This window comes from Pseudomonas sp. HY13-MNA-CIBAN-0226 (assembly GCF_040310305.1).
GTDB classification, from domain to species: Bacteria; Pseudomonadota; Gammaproteobacteria; order Pseudomonadales; family Pseudomonadaceae; genus Aquipseudomonas; species Aquipseudomonas gregormendelii.
The window spans coordinates 17,316-39,596 of sequence record NZ_JBEOPS010000031.1 but is presented as its reverse complement, the minus strand read 5'-3'; the positions used below and the strand labels follow the sequence as shown (position 1 = coordinate 39,596).

At 62.0% G+C, this 22,281-nt stretch carries 24 protein-coding genes and 1 riboswitch; of the genes, 19 read left to right on the top strand and 5 right to left on the bottom strand.

From position 1 onward, the window contains the following. Positions 1-126 precede the first annotated feature (126 nt). Genes AAEZ05_RS26495 through purM form a run of 3 tightly spaced genes read right to left on the bottom strand, consistent with a single transcriptional unit; the run spans position 127 to position 2,569 of the window. Positions 127-840, bottom strand: a complete 714-nt coding sequence (locus tag AAEZ05_RS26495) for a DUF3108 domain-containing protein (protein ID WP_122837993.1) — start codon at positions 838-840, stop codon at positions 127-129. Positions 841-848: 8 nt separating this feature from the next. Further along, a complete protein-coding gene (gene purN, locus AAEZ05_RS26490) occupies positions 849-1,499 on the bottom strand; it encodes a phosphoribosylglycinamide formyltransferase (RefSeq protein WP_350649516.1) in 651 nt (216 codons plus the stop codon). 11 nt (positions 1,500-1,510) lie between these two features. Further along, entirely contained in the window at positions 1,511-2,569 is a 1,059-nt protein-coding gene (gene purM / locus AAEZ05_RS26485; protein ID WP_045060553.1) for a phosphoribosylformylglycinamidine cyclo-ligase, read from the bottom strand. A gap of 382 nt (positions 2,570-2,951) precedes the next feature. On the opposite strand from purM, the gene AAEZ05_RS26480 reads away from it, so the two are divergent. The 5 genes from AAEZ05_RS26480 (at position 2,952) to AAEZ05_RS26460 (ending at position 7,617) form a co-directional block, all read left to right on the top strand. Continuing rightward, complete coding sequence (locus AAEZ05_RS26480) at positions 2,952-4,013, top strand: DUF2066 domain-containing protein (RefSeq protein WP_045060554.1); 1,062 nt, start codon at positions 2,952-2,954, stop codon at positions 4,011-4,013. A gap of 34 nt (positions 4,014-4,047) precedes the next feature. Next, entirely contained in the window at positions 4,048-5,121 is a 1,074-nt protein-coding gene (locus tag AAEZ05_RS26475; protein WP_045060555.1) for an AI-2E family transporter, read from the top strand. Positions 5,122-5,349: 228 nt separating this feature from the next. Next, the gene (gene hda, locus AAEZ05_RS26470) at positions 5,350-6,054 is read left to right on the top strand and encodes a DnaA regulatory inactivator Hda (protein WP_045060556.1); all 705 of its coding nucleotides are present in this window, start codon (positions 5,350-5,352) and stop codon (positions 6,052-6,054) included. Between the two features lie 213 nt (positions 6,055-6,267). Further along, positions 6,268-6,909 carry a C40 family peptidase gene (locus AAEZ05_RS26465; RefSeq protein WP_205894183.1) on the top strand — a complete coding sequence of 214 codons (642 nt, stop codon included), beginning with the start codon at positions 6,268-6,270 and terminating at the stop codon, positions 6,907-6,909. A 165-nt stretch (positions 6,910-7,074) separates the two neighbouring features. Continuing rightward, positions 7,075-7,617 (top strand): C40 family peptidase, encoded by a 543-nt coding sequence (locus AAEZ05_RS26460; protein ID WP_205894184.1) that lies wholly within the window; start codon positions 7,075-7,077, stop codon positions 7,615-7,617. Positions 7,618-7,657: 40 nt separating this feature from the next. On the opposite strand, the gene AAEZ05_RS26455 is transcribed toward AAEZ05_RS26460, so the two are convergent. Further along, a complete protein-coding gene (locus AAEZ05_RS26455; protein WP_350649513.1) occupies positions 7,658-8,971 on the bottom strand; it encodes a PQQ-dependent sugar dehydrogenase in 1,314 nt (437 codons plus the stop codon). 129 nt (positions 8,972-9,100) lie between these two features. Beyond that, positions 9,101-9,335: riboswitch (cobalamin riboswitch) on the top strand. Between the two features lie 81 nt (positions 9,336-9,416). Here AAEZ05_RS26455 and cobO point away from each other — a divergent pair. The 14 genes from cobO (at position 9,417) to AAEZ05_RS26385 (ending at position 20,834) form a co-directional block, all read left to right on the top strand. After that, positions 9,417-10,028, top strand: a complete 612-nt coding sequence (gene cobO, locus AAEZ05_RS26450; protein WP_045060560.1) for a cob(I)yrinic acid a,c-diamide adenosyltransferase — start codon at positions 9,417-9,419, stop codon at positions 10,026-10,028. Beyond that, positions 10,025-11,353 (top strand): cobyrinic acid a,c-diamide synthase CobB, encoded by a 1,329-nt coding sequence (locus AAEZ05_RS26445; protein ID WP_045060561.1) that lies wholly within the window; start codon positions 10,025-10,027, stop codon positions 11,351-11,353. The genes cobO and AAEZ05_RS26445 overlap by 4 nt, the downstream gene beginning before the upstream one ends. Then, a complete protein-coding gene (gene bluB / locus AAEZ05_RS26440) occupies positions 11,350-12,000 on the top strand; it encodes a 5,6-dimethylbenzimidazole synthase (RefSeq protein WP_045060562.1) in 651 nt (216 codons plus the stop codon). Before AAEZ05_RS26445 ends, bluB begins: the two co-directional genes overlap by 4 nt. Continuing rightward, positions 11,997-12,905, top strand: coding sequence for an adenosylcobinamide-phosphate synthase CbiB (gene cbiB / locus AAEZ05_RS26435; protein WP_045060563.1), 909 nt, complete (start codon positions 11,997-11,999; stop codon positions 12,903-12,905). Before bluB ends, cbiB begins: the two co-directional genes overlap by 4 nt. Beyond that, positions 12,898-13,890 carry a threonine-phosphate decarboxylase CobD gene (cobD, locus tag AAEZ05_RS26430; protein ID WP_045060564.1) on the top strand — a complete coding sequence of 331 codons (993 nt, stop codon included), beginning with the start codon at positions 12,898-12,900 and terminating at the stop codon, positions 13,888-13,890. Before cbiB ends, cobD begins: the two co-directional genes overlap by 8 nt. After that, the gene (locus tag AAEZ05_RS26425; RefSeq protein ID WP_045060565.1) at positions 13,887-15,338 is read left to right on the top strand and encodes a cobyric acid synthase; all 1,452 of its coding nucleotides are present in this window, start codon (positions 13,887-13,889) and stop codon (positions 15,336-15,338) included. Before cobD ends, AAEZ05_RS26425 begins: the two co-directional genes overlap by 4 nt. A gap of 39 nt (positions 15,339-15,377) precedes the next feature. Then, positions 15,378-15,899: a bifunctional adenosylcobinamide kinase/adenosylcobinamide-phosphate guanylyltransferase gene (gene cobU, locus AAEZ05_RS26420; protein ID WP_350649510.1), complete on the top strand. Its 522-nt coding sequence runs from the start codon at positions 15,378-15,380 to the stop codon at positions 15,897-15,899. Continuing rightward, positions 15,896-16,951, top strand: coding sequence for a nicotinate-nucleotide--dimethylbenzimidazole phosphoribosyltransferase (cobT, locus tag AAEZ05_RS26415; protein WP_350649508.1), 1,056 nt, complete (start codon positions 15,896-15,898; stop codon positions 16,949-16,951). Before cobU ends, cobT begins: the two co-directional genes overlap by 4 nt. Then, complete coding sequence (cobC, locus tag AAEZ05_RS26410) at positions 16,948-17,523, top strand: alpha-ribazole phosphatase family protein (protein WP_045060568.1); 576 nt, start codon at positions 16,948-16,950, stop codon at positions 17,521-17,523. The genes cobT and cobC overlap by 4 nt, the downstream gene beginning before the upstream one ends. 2 nt (positions 17,524-17,525) lie before the next feature. Continuing rightward, the gene (locus AAEZ05_RS26405; protein ID WP_350649506.1) at positions 17,526-18,257 is read left to right on the top strand and encodes an adenosylcobinamide-GDP ribazoletransferase; all 732 of its coding nucleotides are present in this window, start codon (positions 17,526-17,528) and stop codon (positions 18,255-18,257) included. A gap of 157 nt (positions 18,258-18,414) precedes the next feature. Then, the gene (locus AAEZ05_RS26400) at positions 18,415-18,819 is read left to right on the top strand and encodes a MarR family winged helix-turn-helix transcriptional regulator (protein ID WP_045060570.1); all 405 of its coding nucleotides are present in this window, start codon (positions 18,415-18,417) and stop codon (positions 18,817-18,819) included. 52 nt (positions 18,820-18,871) lie between these two features. Then, entirely contained in the window at positions 18,872-20,080 is a 1,209-nt protein-coding gene (locus AAEZ05_RS26395; RefSeq protein WP_350601451.1) for an MFS transporter, read from the top strand. Beyond that, entirely contained in the window at positions 20,077-20,199 is a 123-nt protein-coding gene (locus AAEZ05_RS26390; RefSeq protein ID WP_269082904.1) for a hypothetical protein, read from the top strand. Before AAEZ05_RS26395 ends, AAEZ05_RS26390 begins: the two co-directional genes overlap by 4 nt. 83 nt (positions 20,200-20,282) lie before the next feature. Further along, the gene (locus AAEZ05_RS26385; RefSeq protein WP_122838010.1) at positions 20,283-20,834 is read left to right on the top strand and encodes a glutathione peroxidase; all 552 of its coding nucleotides are present in this window, start codon (positions 20,283-20,285) and stop codon (positions 20,832-20,834) included. Between the two features lie 77 nt (positions 20,835-20,911). On the opposite strand, the gene AAEZ05_RS26380 is transcribed toward AAEZ05_RS26385, so the two are convergent. Continuing rightward, positions 20,912-22,183 carry an OmpP1/FadL family transporter gene (locus AAEZ05_RS26380; RefSeq protein WP_045060573.1) on the bottom strand — a complete coding sequence of 424 codons (1,272 nt, stop codon included), beginning with the start codon at positions 22,181-22,183 and terminating at the stop codon, positions 20,912-20,914. Positions 22,184-22,281: the final 98 nt, after the last annotated feature.

Below are 22,281 nucleotides of genomic sequence, written 5' to 3'. Positions count from 1 at the left end.
TACGTTTTTCGCCCGTATTCATTGCACCTTCCTGATAAGAAGCCAGAAGGTGTAAACCTTATTCAGGACGAGACACGAGGCGAAAAAAAGCCCCGCGATTGCGGGGCTTTTTTTGTCAACTGCGGATCAGCTGCCTTTGACAGCCTTGCCGTTCACCGTACCGTCCAGGAGCATGATGTTGTACTCCTTGCCGTCGGTTTCAACCTGTTGCAGCCGGACCAGCAGGTAATCCCAATCCTTGGCAAACCACAGCACGGTAATGCGCTTGCTCTGAGTTGGATCGCGCACGCGCTCGACCTTGATCGCGTCGATCTGGCCAGCCTTGGTGTCGACTTTTTCCGAACCCAGCACGCGGAAGTCATAAGTATCGACTTCACCATCATCGACCACCTGATAGCTCATGCTTTTCTTGCCGGCCGCCACGTCATGCTGCAGCGCGAGCTGATACGTGGACTTGTCGACCATGCCGCGGTTCAACGGCAGCTTGACCGGGTCACCGCGATCGGTGCCGGTCACCATTTTGGTGGTCCAGTCGAAATCCAGGTCGGCTTTCTTGGCTTTACCCAGACCACCACGTTCGAAGTGATACGACTGCGGCAGCAGGGTATCCTTGTCCAGTGTCAGGGTGCTTTCTTCGGACAGGCTGGCGATCATCATCGAAGCCTTGAAGCTGAGCTTCCAGACGCCATTGGCTTCCTTGGTCAGGCTGCGCGATGCCGTGCCGCTCATGGGCAACTGTTTCCAGTCGGCAGTGTAGCTGGCGGAGAAAGGTTGAAGTTCTGCAGCCTGTGCCAGGGGCAGGGCGAGCAGAGCGCAAGCGAAGAGCAGGGCGCGACGCATAATATCTCCTAGGTTCGAATCAAGTGGCCGCTGGCGGCGAGTAACTGTCCGTCCAGTAAAGCACCTTGCTCATCCAGTGATAAGCGACCTTCGGCAAACCAGCGTACGGCCATCGGGTAGATCAGGTGTTCCTGGGTGTGGACTCGCTGCGCCAGACTCTGCAGCGAATCATGCAACTCTACCGGTATTAATGCCTGTACGACCAGTGGTCCGCCATCGAGTTCCTCGGTGACGAAGTGTACGGAGCAGCCGTGTTCAGTGTCGCCGGCTTCCAGCGCGCGCTGATGAGTGTGTAACCCTTTGTATTTGGGTAGCAGCGAGGGATGGATATTGAGCAGACGACCCGCATAGTGACGCACGAAATCAGCGCTGAGAATGCGCATGAATCCGGCCAGCACCACGAGTTTGGGGTTGAAGGCGTCGATCAGTTCGATCAGCGCGGCATCGAAGGCCTCGCGGCCATCGAAAGCCTTGTGATCCAGGGAGCGGGTGTCGATACCCGCGTCCCTGGCGCGTTGCAGGCCAAAGGCGTCGGCGCGGTTGGAAATCACCGCAGCGATGCGGACCGGGCTGTCGCCGGTCCGCGTGCTGTCGATCAAGGCCTGCAAGTTACTGCCGGTGCCGGAAAGCAGCACCACGACATCACAGGTGGCGGACATCCGCTCTTGCATCAGTGGGCCTTAAGGTTATTCAGTACGACCTGAGCCGCGCCTTCGGCAGCGGTGGAGATCTGACCTATGACCCAAGGCTGTTCGCCAGCTTCGCGCAGGACGTTCAAGGCGCTTTCAACGTGCTCTTGAGCTACGCAGATCACCATGCCAACGCCGCAGTTCAGCACGCGGTGCATTTCGTTTTCGTCGACGTTGCCTTGCTCTTGCAGCCAGTCGAACACGGCAGGGCGAGTCCAGCTTGCAACGTCAACCACCGCCTGGGCGCCTTTTGGCAAAACGCGCGGGATGTTGTCCAGCAGGCCGCCACCCGTGATGTGGGCCATGGCTTTTACGGCGCCGGTGTCCTTGATCAGCTTGAGCAGTGGCTTGACGTAGATGCGGGTCGGGGCCATCAGCAGGTCGGTCAGCGGCTTGCCGTCGAGCTGGATGTTTTCGATGTCGGCACCGGACACTTCGATGATCTTGCGGATCAGCGAGTAGCCGTTGGAGTGCGGGCCCGAAGACGGCAGGGCGAGCAAGGCATCGCCGGCAGCGACTTTCGAACCGTCGATGATTTCGGATTTTTCCACGACACCGACGCAGAAGCCGGCCAGGTCGTAGTCTTCGCCTTCGTACATGCCAGGCATTTCAGCGGTTTCGCCGCCGACCAGGGAGCAGCCCGACAGTTCGCAGCCAGCGCCAATGCCCGTGACAACCTGGGTAGCGGTCTCGACGTTCAACTTGCCGGTGGCATAGTAGTCGAGGAAGAACAGTGGCTCGGCGCCGCAGACCACCAGGTCGTTCACGCACATGGCTACCAGGTCGATGCCGATGCTGTCGTGCTTGTTCAGGTTCAGTGCCAGGCGCAACTTGGTGCCCACGCCGTCGGTGCCGGAAACCAGAACAGGCTGCTTGTAGCCGGCCGGGATTTCGCAGAGGGCGCCGAAACCGCCCAGGCCGCCCATGACTTCCGGGCGCGCAGTGCGCTTGGCGACGCTCTTGATGCGTTCGACCAATGCTTCACCGGCGTCGATGTCTACACCGGCGTCCTTGTAGCTCAGGGAGGGTTGCTTGCTCATGATCCAGGCCTTTAGGGGGGATTCAGGGGTAACGACCGAGTCCAGCGGGACCGCAGGAACAGACGAGGGCGGGTGCCGTGCGCGAATTCCAGGGTGCCCGGCTGTTGCCGGTCTGCGAAGGCGCGCGATTTTATCAGGCTTGAAGGGCAGCGGCCATCCTCACGCCGACGGCAGGGGCATATCGGCCGAAAAAAAACCGTCACAGGCCGTATTGGTCGTCTGGCTCATGGCTGTATAAGGTAGCGCCATTAACCGTCTATCGTTATGACAGTGCAAAAACTTGCCCGGGCCGGGTGAATGTTTTGCCGAAGGGTGTGGTCACAGCCATGCTCGTCCGGTTCACGCGGCCTGTTCCAGCCGCTCCAATAGTCAGGAATCTTTCATGGGTTTTTTTCCGAAATGTTTGTTTGTGGGCTGTTTGTCTCTCTTCAGCCTGGCCGGCCATGCCGAGACGGTTAAAAGTCTGTATCAGGTGCGTCAACCTGTGAGTGGCCAGTCGCCGGAGATTCGCGACCAGGCGACCCAGGAAGCACTGGATACGCTGGTACTGCGCCTGACCGGCGATCCCAAGGCCGCACAGAATCCCGCCTTGGCCGCCATCCGCAAGGACCCGCAGCAGATCATCAGCCAGTACGGCTTCGAAGCGGGACCGCCGCAAGTGCTGAAAGTCGATTTTGACCCTGCGACCACCGAGCAGGCGCTGCGTCGCGCCGGTTTGTCCCTGTGGGGTGCCAATCGCCCGTCGATCCTGAGCTGGTGGTTGAACGACGCCACTGAGGGTTCGAGCCTGGTCGGTGATGGCCAGGCCAGCGCGACGCCGCTGCGTCGCGCGGCCCAGCATCGAGGGCTGCCATTGCGCTTGCCGCTGGCGGACCTGAGCGAACAACTGGTGGCGACCGGACCGACCCTGGAAGGCGGTGACGCGGCGCCACTGCGCAGCGCCTCGGAGCGTTACAACGCCGATGCCCTGCTCGCCGTGCATGCCAAGGAGGAGGGCGGCCAGTGGCAGGCAACCTGGAATTTGTGGATGGGCGACAAGAAAGAAGCAGGCAGCGTGCAGGGTGCCGATCAGGCCGCTGTCGCGGATGCCGTCATGCTCGCGGTCAGTGAGCGACTGGCGCCGCGTTTTGTGGTCAAGCCAGGCGCGTCTGGCGAGCAGTTACTTGAGGTCCAGGGCATGAACCTGGAGCGCTATGCCGCCCTCGGGCGGTTGCTGGAACCCTTCGGCATGCGCCTGCAGAGCGTCAATGGCGACCGGATTCTCTACCGGGTTCGCGGCAGTGCCGAACAGTTGAAGGCGCAGCTGTCCCTGGCGAAGTTGCAGGAGTTGCCAGCCGGGGAGGCACCTGCACCGGTGCCGCCGGTTCAGCCTGCAGCCGATGGTGCGGCGCCTGCCGTAGCGCCAGCCCCGGCCCCGGTTCCGCAGTTACGTTTTCGCTGGTAGTTTTTCTTTCCTTATATAGAAGCAGGAGTGGTTCATGGCCGATACGCGGCGTTGGTTCTGGTTGGGTGGAGTCGTCCTGCTCTGCGCGCTTGTCTGGTTGTTGCATCCGATCCTGACGCCGTTCCTGGTGGCGTTGCTGTTGGCCTATCTGTTCGATCCCCTGGTGGACAGGCTGGAGAAGGCCGGGCTGTCACGCACTTGGGGTGTGATCGCGGTGTTTGCGCTGTTCACCTTGATCGTCACCACGCTGGTGCTGGTGCTGGTGCCGATGCTGGCCAAGCAAATGCTGCGTCTCTATGAGCTGGCCCCGCAGATGCTCGATTGGCTGCAGCACACGGCACTGCCATGGGCTCAGTCGAAATTCGGCTTGTCGGACGGCTTCTGGAAGTTCGACAAGCTGAAGGCGGCAATCAGCGAGCACATGGGGCAGACGACTGACATCGTCGGTGTGGTGCTGAGCCAGGCAACGGCTTCCAGCCTGGCGGTGATCGGCTGGCTGGCGAACCTGGTGTTGATTCCGGTCGTGAGTTTCTACCTGCTGCGGGACTGGGACCTGATGATGGCCAAGATCCGCAGCCTGCTGCCGCGCGATAGCGAAGAGCGCGTGGTCAGCCTGGCGGGCGAATGCCACGAAGTGCTGGGCGCGTTTGTGCGCGGGCAATTGCTGGTGATGGTGGCGCTGGGCGTCATCTATGCAGCGGGCCTGATGCTCATCGGGCTTGAGCTTGGGCTGTTGATCGGCTTGATCGCTGGCCTCGCGGCCATCGTGCCATACATGGGGTTCGTGATCGGTATCGGTGCTGCGCTGATCGCCGGGCTGTTCCAGTTCGGTGGCGATTTGTACCCCATGATCGGCATCGTTGCCGTGTTCATGGTGGGGCAGGCGCTGGAGGGCATGGTGCTCACGCCATTGCTGGTGGGTGACCGCATCGGCCTGCACCCGGTCGCCGTGATATTTGCCATTCTGGCCGGGGGCGAGCTGTTCGGATTCACCGGCATCCTTCTGGCCTTGCCAGTGGCGGCGGTGATCATGGTGCTGGTGCGCCACATGCATGATTTGTATAAGGATTCGGACATCTACAATGGCGAGGATGAGCCCGAGCTGTAGCGGGCGGCATTGAGGCCTGACTGCCGCCCGGTCCCGTACCGGGCGGTGTGTTTCACGCTTGCTGCAGGCGCCCACACCGTCAGAGAATCTGTCACCAAACCGGCAAGCTAACGCAAACCCTTGATTTTGCTTGTGGTCTGTCGCATTGTGCGGTCAGCCTCACGGGTATAAACTTCGCAAACTTTACACAGAGGCCACTAACGGTTCCGTCGGAACTGTTCAGTCAGCATGAAACCGATTCAGCTGCCCCTAGGTGTGCGTCTGCGTGATGACGCTACCTTTATCAATTATTACCCAGGCGCCAATGCCGCTGCACTCGGCTATGTCGAGCGACTCTGCGAAGCCGACGCCGGCTGGACGGAAAGCCTGATTTACCTGTGGGGCAAGGACGGCGTGGGGCGCACGCACCTGCTGCAGGCCGCCTGTCTGCGCTTCGAACAGATGGGCGAGCCAGCGGTGTATCTGCCACTGGCCGAGCTGCTGGATCGCGGCATCGAAATTCTCGACAACCTCGAACAATACGAATTGGTCTGCCTCGATGATCTGCAGGCGGTGGCCGGGCGCGCGGATTGGGAAGAGGCGCTGTTCCATCTGTTCAATCGCCTGCGCGACAGTGGTCGGCGTCTGTTGATAGCCGCATCGACTTCGCCCCGGGAACTGCCGGTGAAGCTGGCGGACCTCAAGTCACGCTTGACCCTGGCCCTGATATTCCAGATGCGTCCGCTGTCCGACGAAGACAAATTGCGCGCTCTGCAATTGCGCGCTTCCCGTCGCGGCCTGCACCTGACCGATGAAGTAGGGCACTTCATCCTGACCCGCGGCACGCGCAGCATGAGTGCCCTGTTCGAATTGCTGGAGCAGCTCGATCAGGCGTCCCTGCAAGCACAGCGCAAGCTCACCATTCCGTTTCTGAAAGAAACCCTGGGCTGGTAAAACCCAGGCCCTGCTGGCTTTTTGCTGGTTCTCAGGCGCGAGAATATCCGCTCTCCTGCTGGGTGCAGGCCGCGCGAGTGTCTAAATAGGGCATTAGCGCTTAGATGAAATCGCGAAACCGAAAAGTCACATAAAGTTCGATTGAATTTGCAAATGAGGATGATAGCGGGCATAGTCTCGGCTTCTTTACAACTATCAGCCACGGTCGTGCCCATGCTAAATCGCTTCGCACCCCTCGTGCCTCTCGCACTCGTCACCCTGTTGTTCGGTTGCGCCGCTCACTCTCCCGTCTCCGAGCCAGCGCCCCAGCAACCGGTTAAATCTTCTGTTACCGCCCAATCCTCTTCCGTTCGTTATCTGGAAACTCCATTCCAGGAAGAGTCGGCTACCGATAAACAACTCGTCAGCTTCGCTGATGGCAAGTCGTACCAACTGCCGGTTCTGGCAGACAGCATCCTTGAACGCGGCATGTCCCTGATCGGTACCCGTTACCGTTTTGGTGGTACTTCTGAAGCCGGTTTCGACTGCAGCGGTTTCATCGGCTACCTGTTCCGTGAAGAGGCCGGCATGAACCTGCCGCGCTCGACTCGGGAAATGATCAACGTGGATGCCCCGCTGGTTTCTCGCAGCAACCTCAAGCCGGGTGACCTGCTGTTCTTCGCGACCAATGGGCGTCGCGGTCGTGTCAGCCATGCCGGCATCTACCTGGGTGATGACCAGTTCATCCACTCCAGCAGCCGCCGTAGCGGTGGTGTCCGGGTCGATAGCCTGGGTGACAGCTACTGGAGCAAGACCTTCATTGAGGCCAAGCGAGCACTCGCGATGGCGCCGACCATCGTCACTGCTCGCAAGTAAACCTACAGTTTGTAAGGTGAACTTAAAGTCTTACTTGAAGTTTGCTGTATAGCGTCTAGAATCCTGATCTATTATTGATGGCTGACCGCCTGCGCACTGCGCCGGCGGTTTTCTTTTCTGCCCTTCCGGTGGAAACAGCCGCAGCCAGATCAGGGTGTTCTGTATATGAAGACGTCGGCCCGCCTTGTACTCTTGATCGCCGCAGCGCTGCTCAGCGCCTGTGCCAGCCGCACTCCGCCGCCAGCTCCGGCACCGGTGATTCGCGCCCCCCTGGTTTTTGGTCCTGCCCAACCCTTTTCCCCTGAAGCCGAAGACGTGTTGTTTCGCGCCCTGGGTCTGGTGGGTACGCCTTACCGCTGGGGCGGCAATACGCCAGACGCCGGTTTTGATTGCAGTGGGCTGATCGGCTATGTGTACCGCGATGTCGCCGGTATCACGCTGCCGCGCACGACCCGCGAGATGATCGGGATGCAGGCGGCCAGTGTGGGCAAGGAAGGGTTGCAGACGGGCGACCTGATTTTCTTCGCCACCAATGGCGGTTCCCAGGTCAGTCATGCCGGGATTTATGTCGGCGAAGGGCGCTTTGTGCATGCGCCTGCCACGGGTGGGACGGTCAAGCTGGACAGCCTGTCCAAGGCCTATTGGCAAAAAGCGTATCTGAGTGCCAAGCGCGTGTTGCAGCCGGAACATCTGGCACGCAATCCGTAGGAGCCGGCAAGCCGGCCCCTACAGGTTTCGGCGTGCAGCGTTACTGAGTAGCCGATACCCGCCACACCTTGTTCCCTACATCATCTGCCACCAGCAAATCCCCCTGCTGATCGATCACCACACCCACCGGCCGGCCCATGGCTTTTTCCTCGTCGTTGAGGAAACCGCTCAGCACATCGATCGGTTGCCCGGTCGGTTTGCCGGCGTTGAACGGCACGAAGATCACTTTGTAGCCGCTGTGCGGTTTGCGGTTCCACGAACCGTGCTGGCCAATGAAAACGCCTTCCTTGAACTGCGCTGGCAAGGTATTGCCTTCGGCGAAGGTCAGGCCGAGAGAGGCGGTATGGGGGCCGACCGCGTAATCAGGGGCAATGGCCTTGGCGACCAGGTCCGGATTCTGGGGCTCGACGCGCACATCCACGTGCTGGCCGTAGTAGCTGTAAGGCCAGCCGTAAAACGCCCCGTCCTTGACCGATGTGATGTAGTCCGGCACCAGGTCGCTGCCGATTTCGTCACGTTCGTTGACAGCGGTCCACAGGGCGCCGGTCTGGGGTTCCCAGGCCATGCCGTTCGGGTTGCGCAGGCCGGAGGCGAAGATGCGGTGATTGCCGGTGGCACGATCCACTTCCCAGATAGCTGCGCGGCCTTCTTCCTGGTCCATGCCGTTTTCCGCGACGTTGCTGTTCGATCCTACCGTGACGTACAGCTTGCTGCCGTCCTTGCTGGCAATGACGTTTTTGGTCCAGTGGTGATTCAGCGTACCGCCCGGCAGGTCGACCACCTTGATTGGCTGAGACTTGATCGTCGTATCGCCGCTTTCATAGTTGAAGCGCAGCAACCGATCGGTGTCCGCGACATACAAGTCGTTGCCCACCAGGGTCATGCCAAACGGCGAGTTGAGATTCTCCAGAAACACCGTGCGGGTCTCGGCGACGCCGTCATGGTCCTTGTCCCGCAGCAGCGTGATGCGGTTCGGGCTGGGCACGCCCGCACCGGCGCGGCCCATGACTTTTTTCATGACCCAGCCCTTGATGCCTTTGCCATCCTCGGGTTTTGGCGGGGCGTTGGTTTCAGCCACCAGCACATCACCGTTGGGCAGCACATACAGCCAGCGCGGGTGGTCGAGGCTTTCGGCGAAAGCGGCCACCTGGGTGCCGGCGGCAGCGGTCGGCTTGGTACCGTCCGGCCAGCCGATGGCCGGGGCGATGTTCACCGTCGGTATCAGGGTCTTGTTCGGTTCTGGCAATTTGGGTGACGGACCGGTGCCGTCAGAGACTTGCAGGCTGGAAGTTTCACCGCAAGCGGCGAGTCCTCCGGCGAGGGCGATGACGAAAACGAGCTGGGGCTTGCGCATGCTGACCTTCCCTATGAATGCATTGACCTGTTTAGTAGAGAAGCGCAAATGCGCGATGGTTCAACGGGGGTAAATCAATTCAGCACCGCAGGCCGGACTTTAATTGACGCTCCACCCCCAACCCTCTAACCTTCGCGGCTTGTTTCAGGTGCCCTGTGACGTCGTCGACAGGGTGAAACAGGGAAGCCGGTGAGTGGTCGCTTTCGAGCAAAGACTGATCATGATCCCGGCGCTGCCCCCGCAACGGTAAATGAGTGAAGACTGCGCCTTGTGCCACTGTGTCGAGCAATCGAGATGGGAAGGCGCGCAGTCAGGCTATCAGCCGCTCATGAGCCCGGAGACCGGCCTGATCCATCCAGCGGCATCACGGTGGGCGATGCCAGGCTTCTTGCCGTCTATTCTTGTGCCTGCCCGCCGTTATCCAGCCCCAACGGAGAGCTTCCCCATGACTGATACCCCCGATCGTGACGAACGTCACCTGGCGCGCATGTTGCGCAAAAAAGCCGTGATCGACGAACGCATCGCCAACTCGCCGAATGAATGCGGCTTGCTGCTGGTGCTCACCGGCAATGGCAAGGGCAAAAGCAGCTCGGCATTCGGCATGCTCGCGCGATCCATGGGCCATGGCATGCAGTGCGGTGTGGTGCAGTTCATCAAGGGCCGCAACAGCACCGGCGAAGAGTTGTTTTTCCGACGCTTCCCGGAGCAGGTGCGGTTTCATGTGATGGGCGAAGGCTTCACCTGGGAAACCCAGGATCGCCAGCGCGATATCGCCGCCGCCGAAGCGGCGTGGGCAGTGTCCCGTGAACTGCTGCGTGACCCCTCGATCGGCCTGGTGGTACTGGATGAATTGAACATCGCGCTCAAGCACGGTTATCTCGATCTCGATCAGGTGCTCAGTGACTTGCAGGCTCGTCCGCCCATGCAGCACGTGGTGGTGACCGGTCGCGGTGCCAAGCCGGAGATGATTGAACTGGCCGACACCGTGACCGAGATGGGCGTGGTCAAGCACGCGTTCCAGGCCGGGATCAAGGCGCAAAAAGGCGTCGAATTGTGAGTCAGCCTCGCTGTTGCCCGGCGGTATTGATTGCAGCGCCGGCTTCCGGTCAGGGCAAGACCACCGTGACCGCTGCGCTGGCCAGGTTGCATCGCAACCAGGGACGCAAGGTGCGCGTGTTCAAGTGCGGCCCGGACTTTCTCGACCCGATGATCCTTGAGCGCGCCAGCGGTGCGCCGGTCTATCAACTGGACATGTGGATGGTCGGCGAGCAGGACAGTCGACGCCTCTTGTGGGAGGCCGCTGGCGAGGCGGACCTGATCCTGATCGAAGGGGTCATGGGGCTGTTCGACGGCACGCCTTCCAGTGCCGACCTTGCGCGGCATTTTGGCGTGCCGGTGCTGGCGGTGATCGACGGCACCGCCATGGCGCAGACCTTTGGCGCCCTGGCTCTGGGGCTGGCGCGCTATCAGGCGGATTTGCCGTTTGCCGGGGTGCTGGCCAATCGCGTGGGCACCTTGCGCCATGCGCAGTTGCTTGAAGGAAGCCTGACTGAGGGGTTGCGCTGGTATGGCGCGTTGTCCCGGGAGACCGGGATCGAGCTGCCCAGTCGTCACCTCGGCCTGGTGCAGGCCAGCGAATTGAACGACCTCGACCTGCGTCTGGATGCCGCGGCGAACGCCTTGGCCAGCAGTTGCGAGGTAGCGTTGCCCCCGGCGGTGGAATTTGCCGCGCCTGATCTGGTTGTTGCCGAACCCTTGCTCGCGGGCGTACGTATCGCCGTGGCCCGTGATGAGGCCTTCGCATTTACCTACGGTGCGAGCCTGGACCTGTTGCGGGCGATGGGCGCCGAGTTGCGGTTTTTCTCGCCTATTCGTGATGCCAGTTTGCCCGAGGCGGACAGCCTTTACCTGCCAGGCGGTTACCCGGAATTGCACCATGCGGCGTTGGCAGGCAATACCTCGATGCTGGCGGCGATCCGCGCGCACCATGGCGCGGGCAAACCGTTGCTGGCCGAGTGCGGCGGGATGCTTTATCTGCTCGATTCGTTGACCGACGTCGACGGCACGCGTGCCGAACTGGTGGGGTTGCTGGCCGGAGATGCGGTCATGCAAAAGCGCCTGGCTGCATTGGCCTTGCAGGTGGTGGAACTGCCTGAGGGCGCGTTACGTGGGCATACCTACCATCACTCGCTGACCAGCACCGAGCTGGCACCGATTGCCCGTGGGCTGAGCCCGAATGGCGGACGTGGGGCGGAGGCGGTTTATCGTCAGGGGCGGATGACGGCTTCTTATGTGCACTTTTATTTTCCGTCGAATCCGGTGGCGGTGGCTGCACTGTTTTTGCCTGACCGAGAGGGCGCCTTGCTCGCGAAAAGGCCATGACCGACGCCACATTCAGTCAGGCCGAACGCGACGCGGTCTACCGTGCCATCGCCGAACGCCGCGACATGCGCCACTTCAGCGGTGGCACTGTCGAGCCCGAGCTGCTGCGGCGCCTGCTCGAAGCCGCGCACCAGGCCCCCAGTGTCGGCCTGATGCAGCCTTGGCGGTTCCTGCGCATCAGCGATCGCACTGTGCGCGCTCAAATCCAGGGCCTGGTGGAAGAAGAGCGGATCCGTACCGCCGAAGCCCTGGGCGAGCGCACTGACGAATTCATGAAGCTCAAAGTCGAAGGCATCAACGACTGCGCCGAAGTGCTGGTCGCCGCGCTGATGGATGATCGCGAACGCCACATCTTCGGCCGGCGCACCTTGCCGGAAATGGACATCGCCTCGTTGTCCTGCGCCATCCAGAACCTGTGGCTGGCGTCCCGTGCCGAAGGGCTGGGCATGGGCTGGGTTTCGCTATTCGAGCCGCAAGCCCTGGCCGATCTGCTGGGCATGCCGCCGGGAGCAAAACCGATGGCGGTGTTGTGCCTGGGGCCGGTGCAGGAATTTTATCCGGCGCCGATGCTGGTCCTCGAAGGCTGGGCGCAGTCGCGGCCGCTGGGTGAATTGCTGTATGAAAATGTCTGGGGAGAGAGTCAATGAGTGTGGCGTTGTTGACCGTCGCTGCCGTGGGGCTGGATGCGCTGCTAGGCGAGCCCAGGCGCTGGCATCCGCTGGTGGCGTTCGGGCGCTTTGCCGATCGCATCGAGCAGCGCTTCAACAGTGGTGGTAGAGGCTGGCGCAGCCATGGCGTGACGGCCTGGGTACTCGCCGTAGTGCCGCTGACCTTACTGGCGACCGCGTTGTCCTGGGCGCCATTGGTGGGTTGGATCGTCGAGATCCTGGCACTCTATTGCGCACTGGGCATGCGCAGCCTTGGCGAGCACGTCGAGCCGGTGGCCAGGGCCCTGCGCAGCGATGACCTGGATGAAGCGCGCACTCGCGTCGGTTACCTGGTCAGCCGCCAGACCAGCGAGCTGGATAAAACCGAAGTCGCCCGCGCGGCCACCGAATCCGTTCTGGAGAACGGTAGCGACGCGGTATTTGCCGCCCTGTTCTGGTTTGTCGTCGCTGGCGCGCCGGGGGTGGTGCTCTACCGCTTGAGCAACACTTTGGATGCCATGTGGGGTTATCGCAACGAACGCTTCGAGCGGTTTGGCTGGGCGGCGGCGAAAATCGACGACGTCCTCAACTACATTCCTGCGCGGCTGGTGGCGTTGACTTACGCCTTGCTGGGCAAAACCCGACTGGCACTCAAATGCTGGCGGACCCAGGGGCCGACCTGGGACAGCCCCAATGCCGGTCCGGTCATGGCCGCAGGTGCCGGCGCGCTGGGCGTGGAGCTGGGCGGGGCGGCGATTTACCACGGTGAGCTGCACCAGCGCCCGCCGTTGGGTGAGGGCGTACCGGCGGACGCGGATTCCATCGACCGTGGCTGGCAATTGGTCCAGCGCGGGGTATGGTTGTGGTTGTTGATTATCTGCGTGGGGGCGGAGTTTTATGCTTGAACACGGCGGGCGCTTACGTAAGGCGGCAATCGACTACGGTATCGCCGAAGCCGACTGGCTCGACCTGTCCACTGGCCTGGCGCCTTGGCCGTTTCCCATCCCGCAGATCCCGCTGAGAGCGTGGGCGCGGCTGCCGGAAAGCGATGACGGCCTGGAGCAGGCTGCCTGCGATTATTACGGTGCTGCCCAGGTGCTGCCAGTGGCCGGTTCGCAAATGGCAATCCAGCTGCTGCCGCGTTTGCGCCGGGCCGGCAAGGTCGGCGTGCTGTCACCCTGTTACGCCGAGCACGCCGAAGCCTGGCGCCGCAGCGGCTACATCGTGCGCGAAGTGCTGGAGCAGGAAGTGGATTTTTTTATCGACAACCTGGACGTGCTGGTGGTGGTTAATCCGAACAACCCCACGGGCCTTGGCCTGTCCCCCAAGCGCCTGCTCGACTGGCATTCGCGACTGGCCCAGCGCGGCGGCTGGCTGGTGGTGGACGAGGCCTTCATGGACAACACGCCGCAATTGAGCGTGGCTGCTTATACCCATCAGGTCGGCTTGATCGTCTTGCGATCGTTCGGCAAATTCTTTGGCCTGGCGGGCGTGCGGCTGGGGTTTGTACTGGCCGAGCGCAAATTCCTTAAATTGCTCGCCGAGCAAGTCGGGCCCTGGGCGGTCAGTGGGCCGACCCGCATCCTCGGCCAGGCCTGTCTGCTGGATACCCAAGGGCAAATCGGGCAACGTTTGCGCACCCAGGCCGCCAGCAAACGCCTGGCGCTGCTGCTCGAGCAATACGGCTTCGTACCACAGGGCGGCTGCGCGCTGTTCCAGTGGCTGATCACCGAGCGCGCCGAAGCACTGTATGAGTTCATGGCGCGGCGCGGCATCCTGTTGCGCCTGTTCACCCACAACAGCAGCCTGCGTTTTGGCCTGCCCGCCGAGGAAGCAGACTGGGCACGCCTGGTGTCAGCCCTTGAAGCCTTCGTCGAGGAAGCACAATGACTACTTTGATGGTGCAGGGCACGACGTCCGACGCCGGCAAGAGCACGCTGGTGACCGCGCTGTGTCGTTGGGTGGTGCGCCAGGGCGTGAGCGTGGTGCCGTTCAAGCCGCAGAACATGGCGCTGAACAGTGCGGTCACGGCCGACGGGGGCGAGATCGGTCGTGCGCAGGCGGTGCAGGCCCAGGCCGCGAATCTCGAGCCGCACACCGACATGAATCCGGTGCTGCTCAAGCCCAACAGCGACACGGGCGCCCAGGTGATCATCCATGGGCGGGCGGTGACGAGCATGAACGCGGTCGCCTATCACGACTACAAGGCCATTGCGATGCAGGCGGTGCTCGCTTCCCATCAACGCTTGAGCGCAGCGTATCCGGTGGTGATGGTGGAAGGCGCCGGTTCGCCTGCGGAAATCAATCTGCGCGCCGGCGACATCGCCAACATGGGCTTCGCCGAGGCTGTCGATTGTCCGGTGGTGTTGATTGCAGACATCAACCGCGGCGGGGTTTTTGCGCACCTGGTGGGCACCCTGGAGTTGCTGTCCGCCAGTGAGCAGGCGCGCGTCAAAGGCTTCATCATTAACCGTTTTCGCGGTGACATCGCCTTGTTGCAACCTGGCCTGGACTGGCTGGAAGCGCGCACTGGCAAACCGGTGATCGGTGTACTGCCGTACGTGATGGACCTGCACCTGGAAGCCGAGGATGGCATCGATCAACGCCAGACCGACAAGGCGGACCAGGTGCTCAAGGTGGTGGTGCCGGTCTTGCCGCGCATCAGCAACCACACAGATTTCGATCCGCTGCGCCTGCACCCGCAGGTGGACTTGCAGTTCATCGGCCCCGGCCAGGCCATTCCCCCCGCCGACCTGATCATCCTGCCCGGCTCGAAAAGCGTGCGCAGTGATCTTGCCTACCTGCGCGCCAATGGCTGGGACACGGCGATTGCCCGTCACCTGCGTTATGGCGGCAAGCTGCTGGGAATCTGCGGCGGCCTGCAGATGCTCGGTGCGCAGGTGCATGATCCGCTGGGTCTGGAAGGAACGCCCGGTTCCAGCGCAGGGCTGGGCCTGCTGGCCTTTGAAACCCGGCTGGAACAGGAGAAGCAACTGCGCAATGTGCGTGGTCGCCTGGCACTGGAAGATGCGCCGGTCAGCGGCTACGAAATCCATGCGGGCGTGACTACCGGCCCTGCGCTGGAGAATTCGGCAGTGCTGCTGGACGATGGCCGCTGTGATGGAGCACAGAGCGCCGACGGGCAGATTTTCGGCACATACCTGCATGGTTTGTTCGAGTCGCCGGCGGCCTGCAGTGCACTGCTGCGCTGGGCCGGTTTGCAGGATGTGCAGGAGGTGGACTATCACGGCCTGCGAGAGCGGGATATCGAGCGGTTGGCGGATCTGGTGGAGAAGCACCTGGATACCGGGCTGTTGCGTGAACTGTGTGGTATCTGAGTGCCCTATCGCCCCACCGAAGATTTCAAGGAACCCACCATGTTGCAATTAATCCTCGGCGGCGCCCGCTCCGGCAAAAGCCGCCTGGCCGAACGGCTCGCCACTGACAGTGAGCTGGCTGTCACCTACATTGCCACCAGCCAACCGCTGGACGGCGAAATGAACCAGCGGGTGGCCCACCATCGTGCGCGGCGGCCAGCCGAATGGGCATTGATCGAAGAACCGTTGCAACTGGCCCGCGTACTGCGCGAAAACGCCAGCGCCGATCGCTGCCTGCTGGTGGATTGCCTGACCCTGTGGCTCACCAATCTGCTGATGCTGGACAACGCCGAACGCCTGTCGGTCGAACGCGACGCTTTACTCGACTGCCTGGCGACCTTGCCGGGTGAAATCATTTTCGTCAGCAACGAGACCGGCATGGGCGTGGTACCGCTGGGCGAGTTGACCCGGCGCTACGTCGATGAGGCCGGCTGGCTGCATCAGGCGCTGGCCGAGCGCTGCCAGCGAGTCGTCCTCACCGTGGCCGGCCTGCCCCTGACTCTCAAAGGAACCGCGTTATGACCCAAGCCTGGTGGCTCAACCCGTGCAAACCCATCGACACTCACGCTGTCGAACAGGCTGAGGCCCGCCAACAGCAGCTCACCAAGCCCGCGGGTTCGCTGGGTCGGCTCGAGTCTGTGGCGGTGCAACTGGCCGGGTTGCAGGGTCAACTGAAGCCGACGCTTGATCAGGTGTGGATCGGCATTTTTGCTGGCGACCATGGCGTCGTTGCCGAAGGCGTCTCTGCGTATCCCCAGGAAGTGACCGGGCAGATGCTGCACAACTTCGTCAGCGGCGGCGCGGCAATCAGCGTGCTGGCACGGCAACTGGGCGCGGCCCTGGAAGTGGTCGATCTGGGTACCGTCAACCCGGGCCTCGACCTCAAAGGCGTGCGGCACCTGAACATCGGCCCGGGCACGGCGAATTTCGCCGTGACTGCGGCGATGACAGCAGCGCAGGGTGCGCTGGCTTTGCAGGCGGGTCGCGACAGCGTGCACCGCGCCATAGCTGGCGGCGCCCAGCTGTTTATCGGTGGTGAAATGGGCATTGGCAACACCACCGCCGCCAGCGCCCTGGCCTGTGCATTGCTCGATTGCCCGGTAGTGCAAATGACCGGGCCTGGCACCGGACTGAACGCCGCAGGCGTCAGCCATAAGGCCCAGGTCATCGAGCGCGCGCTGGCACTGCACAGTGCCCAGCGTGGCGATCCGTTGCAGACGCTGTACAACCTCGGCGGTTTCGAGATTGCCGCACTGGTGGGCGCCTATCTCGCCTGTGCCCAGGAAGGGGTAGCGGTGCTGGTGGACGGCTTTATCTGCAGCGTTGCCGCGCTGGTGGCCGTGCGGCTGAATCCTGCGTGCCGTCAATGGCTGTTGTTTGGGCATTGTGGCGCCGAGCCGGGGCATCGGCACGTGCTCGAGACGCTCGACGCCGAACCCTTGCTGGCGCTGGGCCTGCGCCTGGGCGAAGGCAGTGGTGCCGCGCTGGCCGTGCCCTTGCTGCGCCTGGCGTGTGACCTTCACGAGCAGATGGCGACCTTTGCCGAAGCCGCCGTTGCGGACCGCCCGGCATGACCCTGCGCCTGGACTTGTTGCGCCACGGCGAAACCGAACTGGGCGGCGGCCTGCGCGGCAGCATCGATGACGCGCTCACCGACGCCGGTTGGGCACAGATGCGTGCCGCGGTGGCGGATCAGGGGCCTTGGGATCGCCTGGTCAGCTCACCCTTGCAGCGCTGTGCGCGGTTTGCAGAGGAACTCGGCGCGCAACTGGGCGTGCCGGTGCATCAGGACAAGGCTCTGCAGGAGCTGCATTTCGGCGCCTGGGAAGGGCAGAGCGCTGCCGCGCTGATGGAAACCGACGCCGAGGGCCTGGGCTTGTTCTGGGCCGATCCCTATTCGTTCACACCGCCCCAGGGCGAGCCGGTCGAGGATTTCTCCGCGCGGGTGCTGGGCGCCGTCGAGCGCTTGCACGCCACTTATGCGGGGGAGCGGGTCTTGCTGGTCAGTCACGGCGGAGTGATGCGCCTGTTGCTGGCGCGGGCCCGAGGGTTGCCCCGTGAGCAACTGCTGAATGTCGAAGTTGGCCACGGTACGATGTTTGCGTTGGCCGTTGAATCCGCTGGACTGTTGCGGGAAGCGAACTGAGCATGCTGCCATTCTGGATCGCCCTGCAATTCCTCAGCAGCCTGCCGGTACGCCTCCCGGGCATGCCGACACCTCAGGAGCTCGGGCGCTCACTGCTGTTTTATCCGCTGGTGGGGTTGCTGTTTGGCGTAATTTTGTGGGGGCTGAACGGCCTCCTCAATGGCAGCCCTTTAGTGCTGCACGCTGCACTGTTGCTGACGGCCTGGGTGCTGTTGAGCGGCGGCTTGCACCTCGATGGCCTGGCCGACAGCGCTGATGCGTGGCTTGGCGGGTTTGGCGACCGTGAACGCACCCTGACCATCATGAAGGACCCCCGCAGCGGACCCATCGCAGTGGTTACGCTGGTGCTGGTAATGCTGCTTAAATTTGCCGCGTTGCTGGCGTTGATCGAGCAGCAACATGGGGTTTATTTGCTGGTAGTCCCGCTGATTGGGCGCGCTGCCCTGCTGGGGCTGTTTCTGACCACGCCTTATGTGCGTGCCGGCGGGCTGGGGCAGGCGCTGGCTGATCATCTGCCGCGCTCGGCGGGCAAGCTGGTGCTGGCACTCAGTGCTTTGGCCTGTGTGTTACTGGCGGGGCTCAACGGGGTTTTTGCGCTGGTCATGGCGGGCTTGGCGTTTGCCTGGCTGCGGCAGGTGATGCTGCGGCGATTGGGCGGTACCACCGGGGACACGGCGGGGGCGCTGCTGGAGTTGCTGGAGGTTGGGGTGTTGGTTGGGTTGGTGTTGGTCTGATTAGACATGATTGCCTGTGGGCGCAAAGCTTGCTGTCGATCGCGTGCTACCAGGCGACATGACCGCTGAATGTCACATCGCCAGCGCGAGCACGCTTTGCTCCTGCAGTTGCTGTAGAAAACTTGATTAATCTCACTCGCGGGTATATACACGCATCATGCTCGACTCCCAATGTTTATGCATCAACCTGCGTCGCGCCGCTCGTGGCGTCAGCAGGCATTACGACGGCGCTCTCGATGGCTTCGGAATCAACGTTGCCCAGTATTCTTTGCTGTGCAACCTGCAACGCCTGGACCAGCCGAGTATTTCCACCCTGGCCGAGGCCATGGGGCTGGATCGCAGCACGTTGGGGCGCAACCTGCGGGTACTGGAAGGGGAAGGGCTGGTGATGCTGGTCGAGGGCGAGGACATGCGCAATCGCATCGTCAAGCTCACCGACGCTGGCGCCGAACGCCTGGCGGCGGCCTTGCCAGCCTGGGAGGCTGCGCAACAGCGGCTGGTTGATCGCCTGGGCGCGGAAAAACGCGAAACCTTGCTCAAACTGCTGGACGAACTGGCTTGAAGCCGGCGCGTTCGAATATAAGCGGGTATATACCCGCTATCGGAGAATAATAATGACATCGATGTGGCGTACGTGCGGTTGGGTGTTGCTGGGCAGTGCGCTGATTCTTGCGTTGTCGCTGGGCGTTCGCCATGGCTTTGGCCTGTTTCTGGCGCCGATGAGTGCCGAGTTTGGCTGGGGCCGCCAAACCTTTGCCTTTGCCATCGCTCTGCAGAATCTGATCTGGGGCCTGGCGCAACCCTTCACCGGCGCCCTGGCGGATCGTTTTGGCGCGGCCAAGGTCGTGTTGATCGGCGGGGTGCTATACGCCGCTGGCCTGGTGTGCATGGGCCTTTCCGATTCGGCGGTGACCTTGTCCCTGAGTGCCGGCCTGCTGATCGGGATCGGATTGTCAGGCACGTCGTTCTCGGTGATTCTCGGGGTGGTGGGGCGCGCGGTACCACCGGAAAAACGCAGCATGGGCATGGGCATCGCCAGTGCGGCCGGCTCGTTTGGCCAATTCGCCATGCTGCCCGGCACCCTGGGGCTGATCGGTTGGCTGGGCTGGTCTGCAGCCTTGCTGGTGCTGGGCTTGCTGGTGGCATTGATCGTCCCCTTGGTCGGCATGCTCAAGGACAAACCCCTGCCGTCCCTCGGTCATGAGCAAACGCTGGGAGAAGCGCTGCGCGAAGCCTGTTCCCATTCGGGGTTCTGGCTGCTGGCGTTCGGCTTTTTCGTCTGCGGTTTCCAGGTGGTATTCATCGGCGTGCACCTGCCGGCCTACCTGGTGGATCAGCACCTGCCGGCAACGGTCGGCACCACGGTGCTGGCGCTGATCGGCCTGTTCAACATCTTCGGCACCTACACGGCTGGCTGGCTCGGCGGGCGCATGTCCAAGCCGCGCCTGTTGACCGGCTTATACCTGCTGCGCGCGGTGGTCATCGGGTTGTTCCTGTGGGCGCCCGTCACCACCACCACCGCGTACCTGTTCGGCATGGCGATGGGCTTCCTGTGGCTGTCCACGGTGCCATTGACCAACGGCACCGTCGCCACCTTGTTTGGCGTGCGAAACCTGTCCATGCTCGGGGGCATTGTTTTCCTGTTTCACCAGTTGGGCTCGTTCCTGGGCGGCTGGCTGGGCGGGGTGGTGTATGACCGGACCGGGAGCTATGACTTGATCTGGCAAGTGGCGATTCTTCTCAGCCTGTTGGCGGCGGCCCTTAACTGGCCGGTGCGCGAGCGGCCCGTGGCGCGGTTGCAGACGCAGTTGAGTGCATCATGAGTCGTATCTGGCCGCGTGTTGCCCTGGCGGCTGCTGGCGCCTTGCTGCTGGCCCTGGTGTGGTGGGGCTGGCACCAGGGCGGGCTGGCATTGATGCAGTTGGGCATGGGAGTTTGTTAGAGCTGTTTGCCTGACTGGTGCTTGCTAGAAAGAGGTGCGCGCGAGTAACTTTGCTCTGACGACCTTCTCAAGGATGCACGGATATGTTGACGCGCTGGTTAGCCGTTCCCGCGTTACTGATTGCGTTTTCTGGACTGGCCCAGGCAGCCGAATGCCCGGAACTGCTACAGGGCTCGCTACCGAAGTTGCGCGCCAAGGAATCGATCGATTTGTGCCAGCGCTTTGCTGGCAAGCCGCTGGTGGTTGTCAATACCGCCAGCTTCTGTGGGTTCGCCCCGCAGTTCAAGAGCCTTGAAGCGCTCAATCAGCGCTACAAGGCTCAGGGACTGGAGGTGATCGGCGTGCCCTCCAACGACTTCAAGCAGGAGTCCAAGGACGACGCCGAGACCGCCAAGGTCTGCTACGTCAATTACGGTGTGACGTTCACCATGACCGAGCCGCAGAAAGTGCGCGGTGACGACGCGACTCACCTGTTCAAGGTGCTTGCCGAACAGACTGGCGCGCCCAAATGGAATTTCTACAAATACGTGGTTGATCGCCAGGGCAAGGTGATTGCCAATTTCTCCAGCCTGACCAAGCCGGATGACCCTGAATTCATCGCTGCTGTCGAGAAGGCCATCGCCTCGCAACCCTGATTGACGCCCATTAAAAAGCCCCGCTTCTGTCGCACAGAGCGGGGCTTTTTTGATTCAGGCGCTCAAGGCGTCTTTCATCAGAAGCGGTAGGTCGCGCCTACACCGAAACCATTCGCCCAGTTTTGATACTTGGCGTTGTAGCTCTGGCCGCGGTCGTTGCTGTTGTTGACCTTGACTGCTTCTTCACGCAGGTACGAATACGCCACGTCGATGGTCAGGTCGTCGGTCGGGCTCCAGCCGGCGCCCAGGCTGAAAATCTTGCGATCGCCAGTCGGAATGCGTGGGGAGCGGTCGACGTTGTTGGTCGGCGACTGGTCGAAGGACAGGCCGGTGCGCAGGACCCATTGCTTGTTAAGCTGGTAGGACGCGCCGATGGCGTGAGCCCAGGTGTCGTGCCAGTTCTGCTCTTCGGTGATGCTGCCGAATTGGCCATTGAGCACCCCGGGTACACCGCTGTTTTCCACGGTGATTTCTTTCAGGCGGCTCCAGCGAGTCCAGGTGCTGCCGGCGTACAGGGTCCACTGGTCATCAAGCTGATGGGTCACCGAGAAGTCGACCGACTCAGGCGTCGTCAGGTCCAGGGACGCGTCGTACTTCTGGCTCGGGTTCTGGCCGATCAGGCCCAGGACGTTGTAGTTGACCTTGGTGTTGCCTTCGAGCTTGTACTTCACTTTCGAGTGGTAGGTCAGGCCCATGCGGGTGCTGTCGGTGGCTTGTACCAGCACGCCGATGTTGTAGCCCAGCGCGGTGTCGTCACCCTTGATCTTGACTTCGCCATCGCCGGCGGCCTGGGTGATCGACAGGTTCGATTCCAGTTTGCCGTCGATGCGGTTGATGGTCGGACCGAAGCCGATCGACACCTTGTCGTTGAAGGCGTAGCTGACGGTCGGTTGCAGGGTCACGACTTTAACGTCGCTCTTGCTGCCGAAGTAGCGACCGCCGAAGTTGCTCTCGTAGTCGGTCACCAGGCCGAAGGGTGCGTAGACGCCTACGCCCACTGCCCACTTGTCATCGATCGGCTTGACGTAGTAGCCCATCGGCACAGCGATGAACGGGACCATGTCACCGTGGTTGGTGCCGCCGTTCGGGCTGGAGCTGGCGCGGCTGATATCGGTGTGTGCGTCGAGCATTGCAGCGCCGCCGGTGACTTGTTCGCGCTTGATGCGCGACATGCCGGCAGGGTTGCCAAAAATGGTGCTTGCGTCATCGGCAGAGGAAGATCGCCCGGCAAAACCTGTACCCATCCCGCTGATACTTTGTTCGTTGATGGCAAAGCCAGCTGCAAAGATCTGGGTGGATGCCAAGGTAACGGCGAGGCTAAGGGTGGTTTTGAGCATTACTTTTTTCATTATTAGAACTCCTGGTGATCACCGGGGCGAAAATTACCAACATTTTCGTCCCAGCGCTATAGGCTGTAATGCTTGAGTTAGAGCGGTTTTGTAGGACA

Coding starts and splice junctions, on each gene's coding strand:
- AAEZ05_RS26495 (WP_122837993.1), bottom strand. CDS start 840: ATGCGTCGCGCCCTGCTCTTCGCTTGCGCTCTGCTCGCCCTGCCCCTG.
- AAEZ05_RS26400 (WP_045060570.1), top strand. CDS start 18,415: ATGCTCGACTCCCAATGTTTATGCATCAACCTGCGTCGCGCCGCTCGT.
- AAEZ05_RS26390 (WP_269082904.1), top strand. CDS start 20,077: ATGAGTCGTATCTGGCCGCGTGTTGCCCTGGCGGCTGCTGGCGCCTTG.
- cobD (WP_045060564.1), top strand. CDS start 12,898: ATGCTTGAACACGGCGGGCGCTTACGTAAGGCGGCAATCGACTACGGT.
- AAEZ05_RS26455 (WP_350649513.1), bottom strand. CDS start 8,971: ATGCGCAAGCCCCAGCTCGTTTTCGTCATCGCCCTCGCCGGAGGACTC.
- AAEZ05_RS26465 (WP_205894183.1), top strand. CDS start 6,268: ATGCTAAATCGCTTCGCACCCCTCGTGCCTCTCGCACTCGTCACCCTG.
- AAEZ05_RS26475 (WP_045060555.1), top strand. CDS start 4,048: ATGGCCGATACGCGGCGTTGGTTCTGGTTGGGTGGAGTCGTCCTGCTC.
- AAEZ05_RS26480 (WP_045060554.1), top strand. CDS start 2,952: ATGGGTTTTTTTCCGAAATGTTTGTTTGTGGGCTGTTTGTCTCTCTTC.
- cobC (WP_045060568.1), top strand. CDS start 16,948: ATGACCCTGCGCCTGGACTTGTTGCGCCACGGCGAAACCGAACTGGGC.
- AAEZ05_RS26405 (WP_350649506.1), top strand. CDS start 17,526: ATGCTGCCATTCTGGATCGCCCTGCAATTCCTCAGCAGCCTGCCGGTA.
- cbiB (WP_045060563.1), top strand. CDS start 11,997: ATGAGTGTGGCGTTGTTGACCGTCGCTGCCGTGGGGCTGGATGCGCTG.
- AAEZ05_RS26385 (WP_122838010.1), top strand. CDS start 20,283: ATGTTGACGCGCTGGTTAGCCGTTCCCGCGTTACTGATTGCGTTTTCT.
- purN (WP_350649516.1), bottom strand. CDS start 1,499: ATGTCCGCCACCTGTGATGTCGTGGTGCTGCTTTCCGGCACCGGCAGT.
- AAEZ05_RS26425 (WP_045060565.1), top strand. CDS start 13,887: ATGACTACTTTGATGGTGCAGGGCACGACGTCCGACGCCGGCAAGAGC.
- bluB (WP_045060562.1), top strand. CDS start 11,350: ATGACCGACGCCACATTCAGTCAGGCCGAACGCGACGCGGTCTACCGT.
- hda (WP_045060556.1), top strand. CDS start 5,350: ATGAAACCGATTCAGCTGCCCCTAGGTGTGCGTCTGCGTGATGACGCT.
- AAEZ05_RS26395 (WP_350601451.1), top strand. CDS start 18,872: ATGACATCGATGTGGCGTACGTGCGGTTGGGTGTTGCTGGGCAGTGCG.
- AAEZ05_RS26460 (WP_205894184.1), top strand. CDS start 7,075: ATGAAGACGTCGGCCCGCCTTGTACTCTTGATCGCCGCAGCGCTGCTC.
- AAEZ05_RS26380 (WP_045060573.1), bottom strand. CDS start 22,183: ATGAAAAAAGTAATGCTCAAAACCACCCTTAGCCTCGCCGTTACCTTG.
- cobT (WP_350649508.1), top strand. CDS start 15,896: ATGACCCAAGCCTGGTGGCTCAACCCGTGCAAACCCATCGACACTCAC.
- cobO (WP_045060560.1), top strand. CDS start 9,417: ATGACTGATACCCCCGATCGTGACGAACGTCACCTGGCGCGCATGTTG.
- purM (WP_045060553.1), bottom strand. CDS start 2,569: ATGAGCAAGCAACCCTCCCTGAGCTACAAGGACGCCGGTGTAGACATC.
- cobU (WP_350649510.1), top strand. CDS start 15,378: ATGTTGCAATTAATCCTCGGCGGCGCCCGCTCCGGCAAAAGCCGCCTG.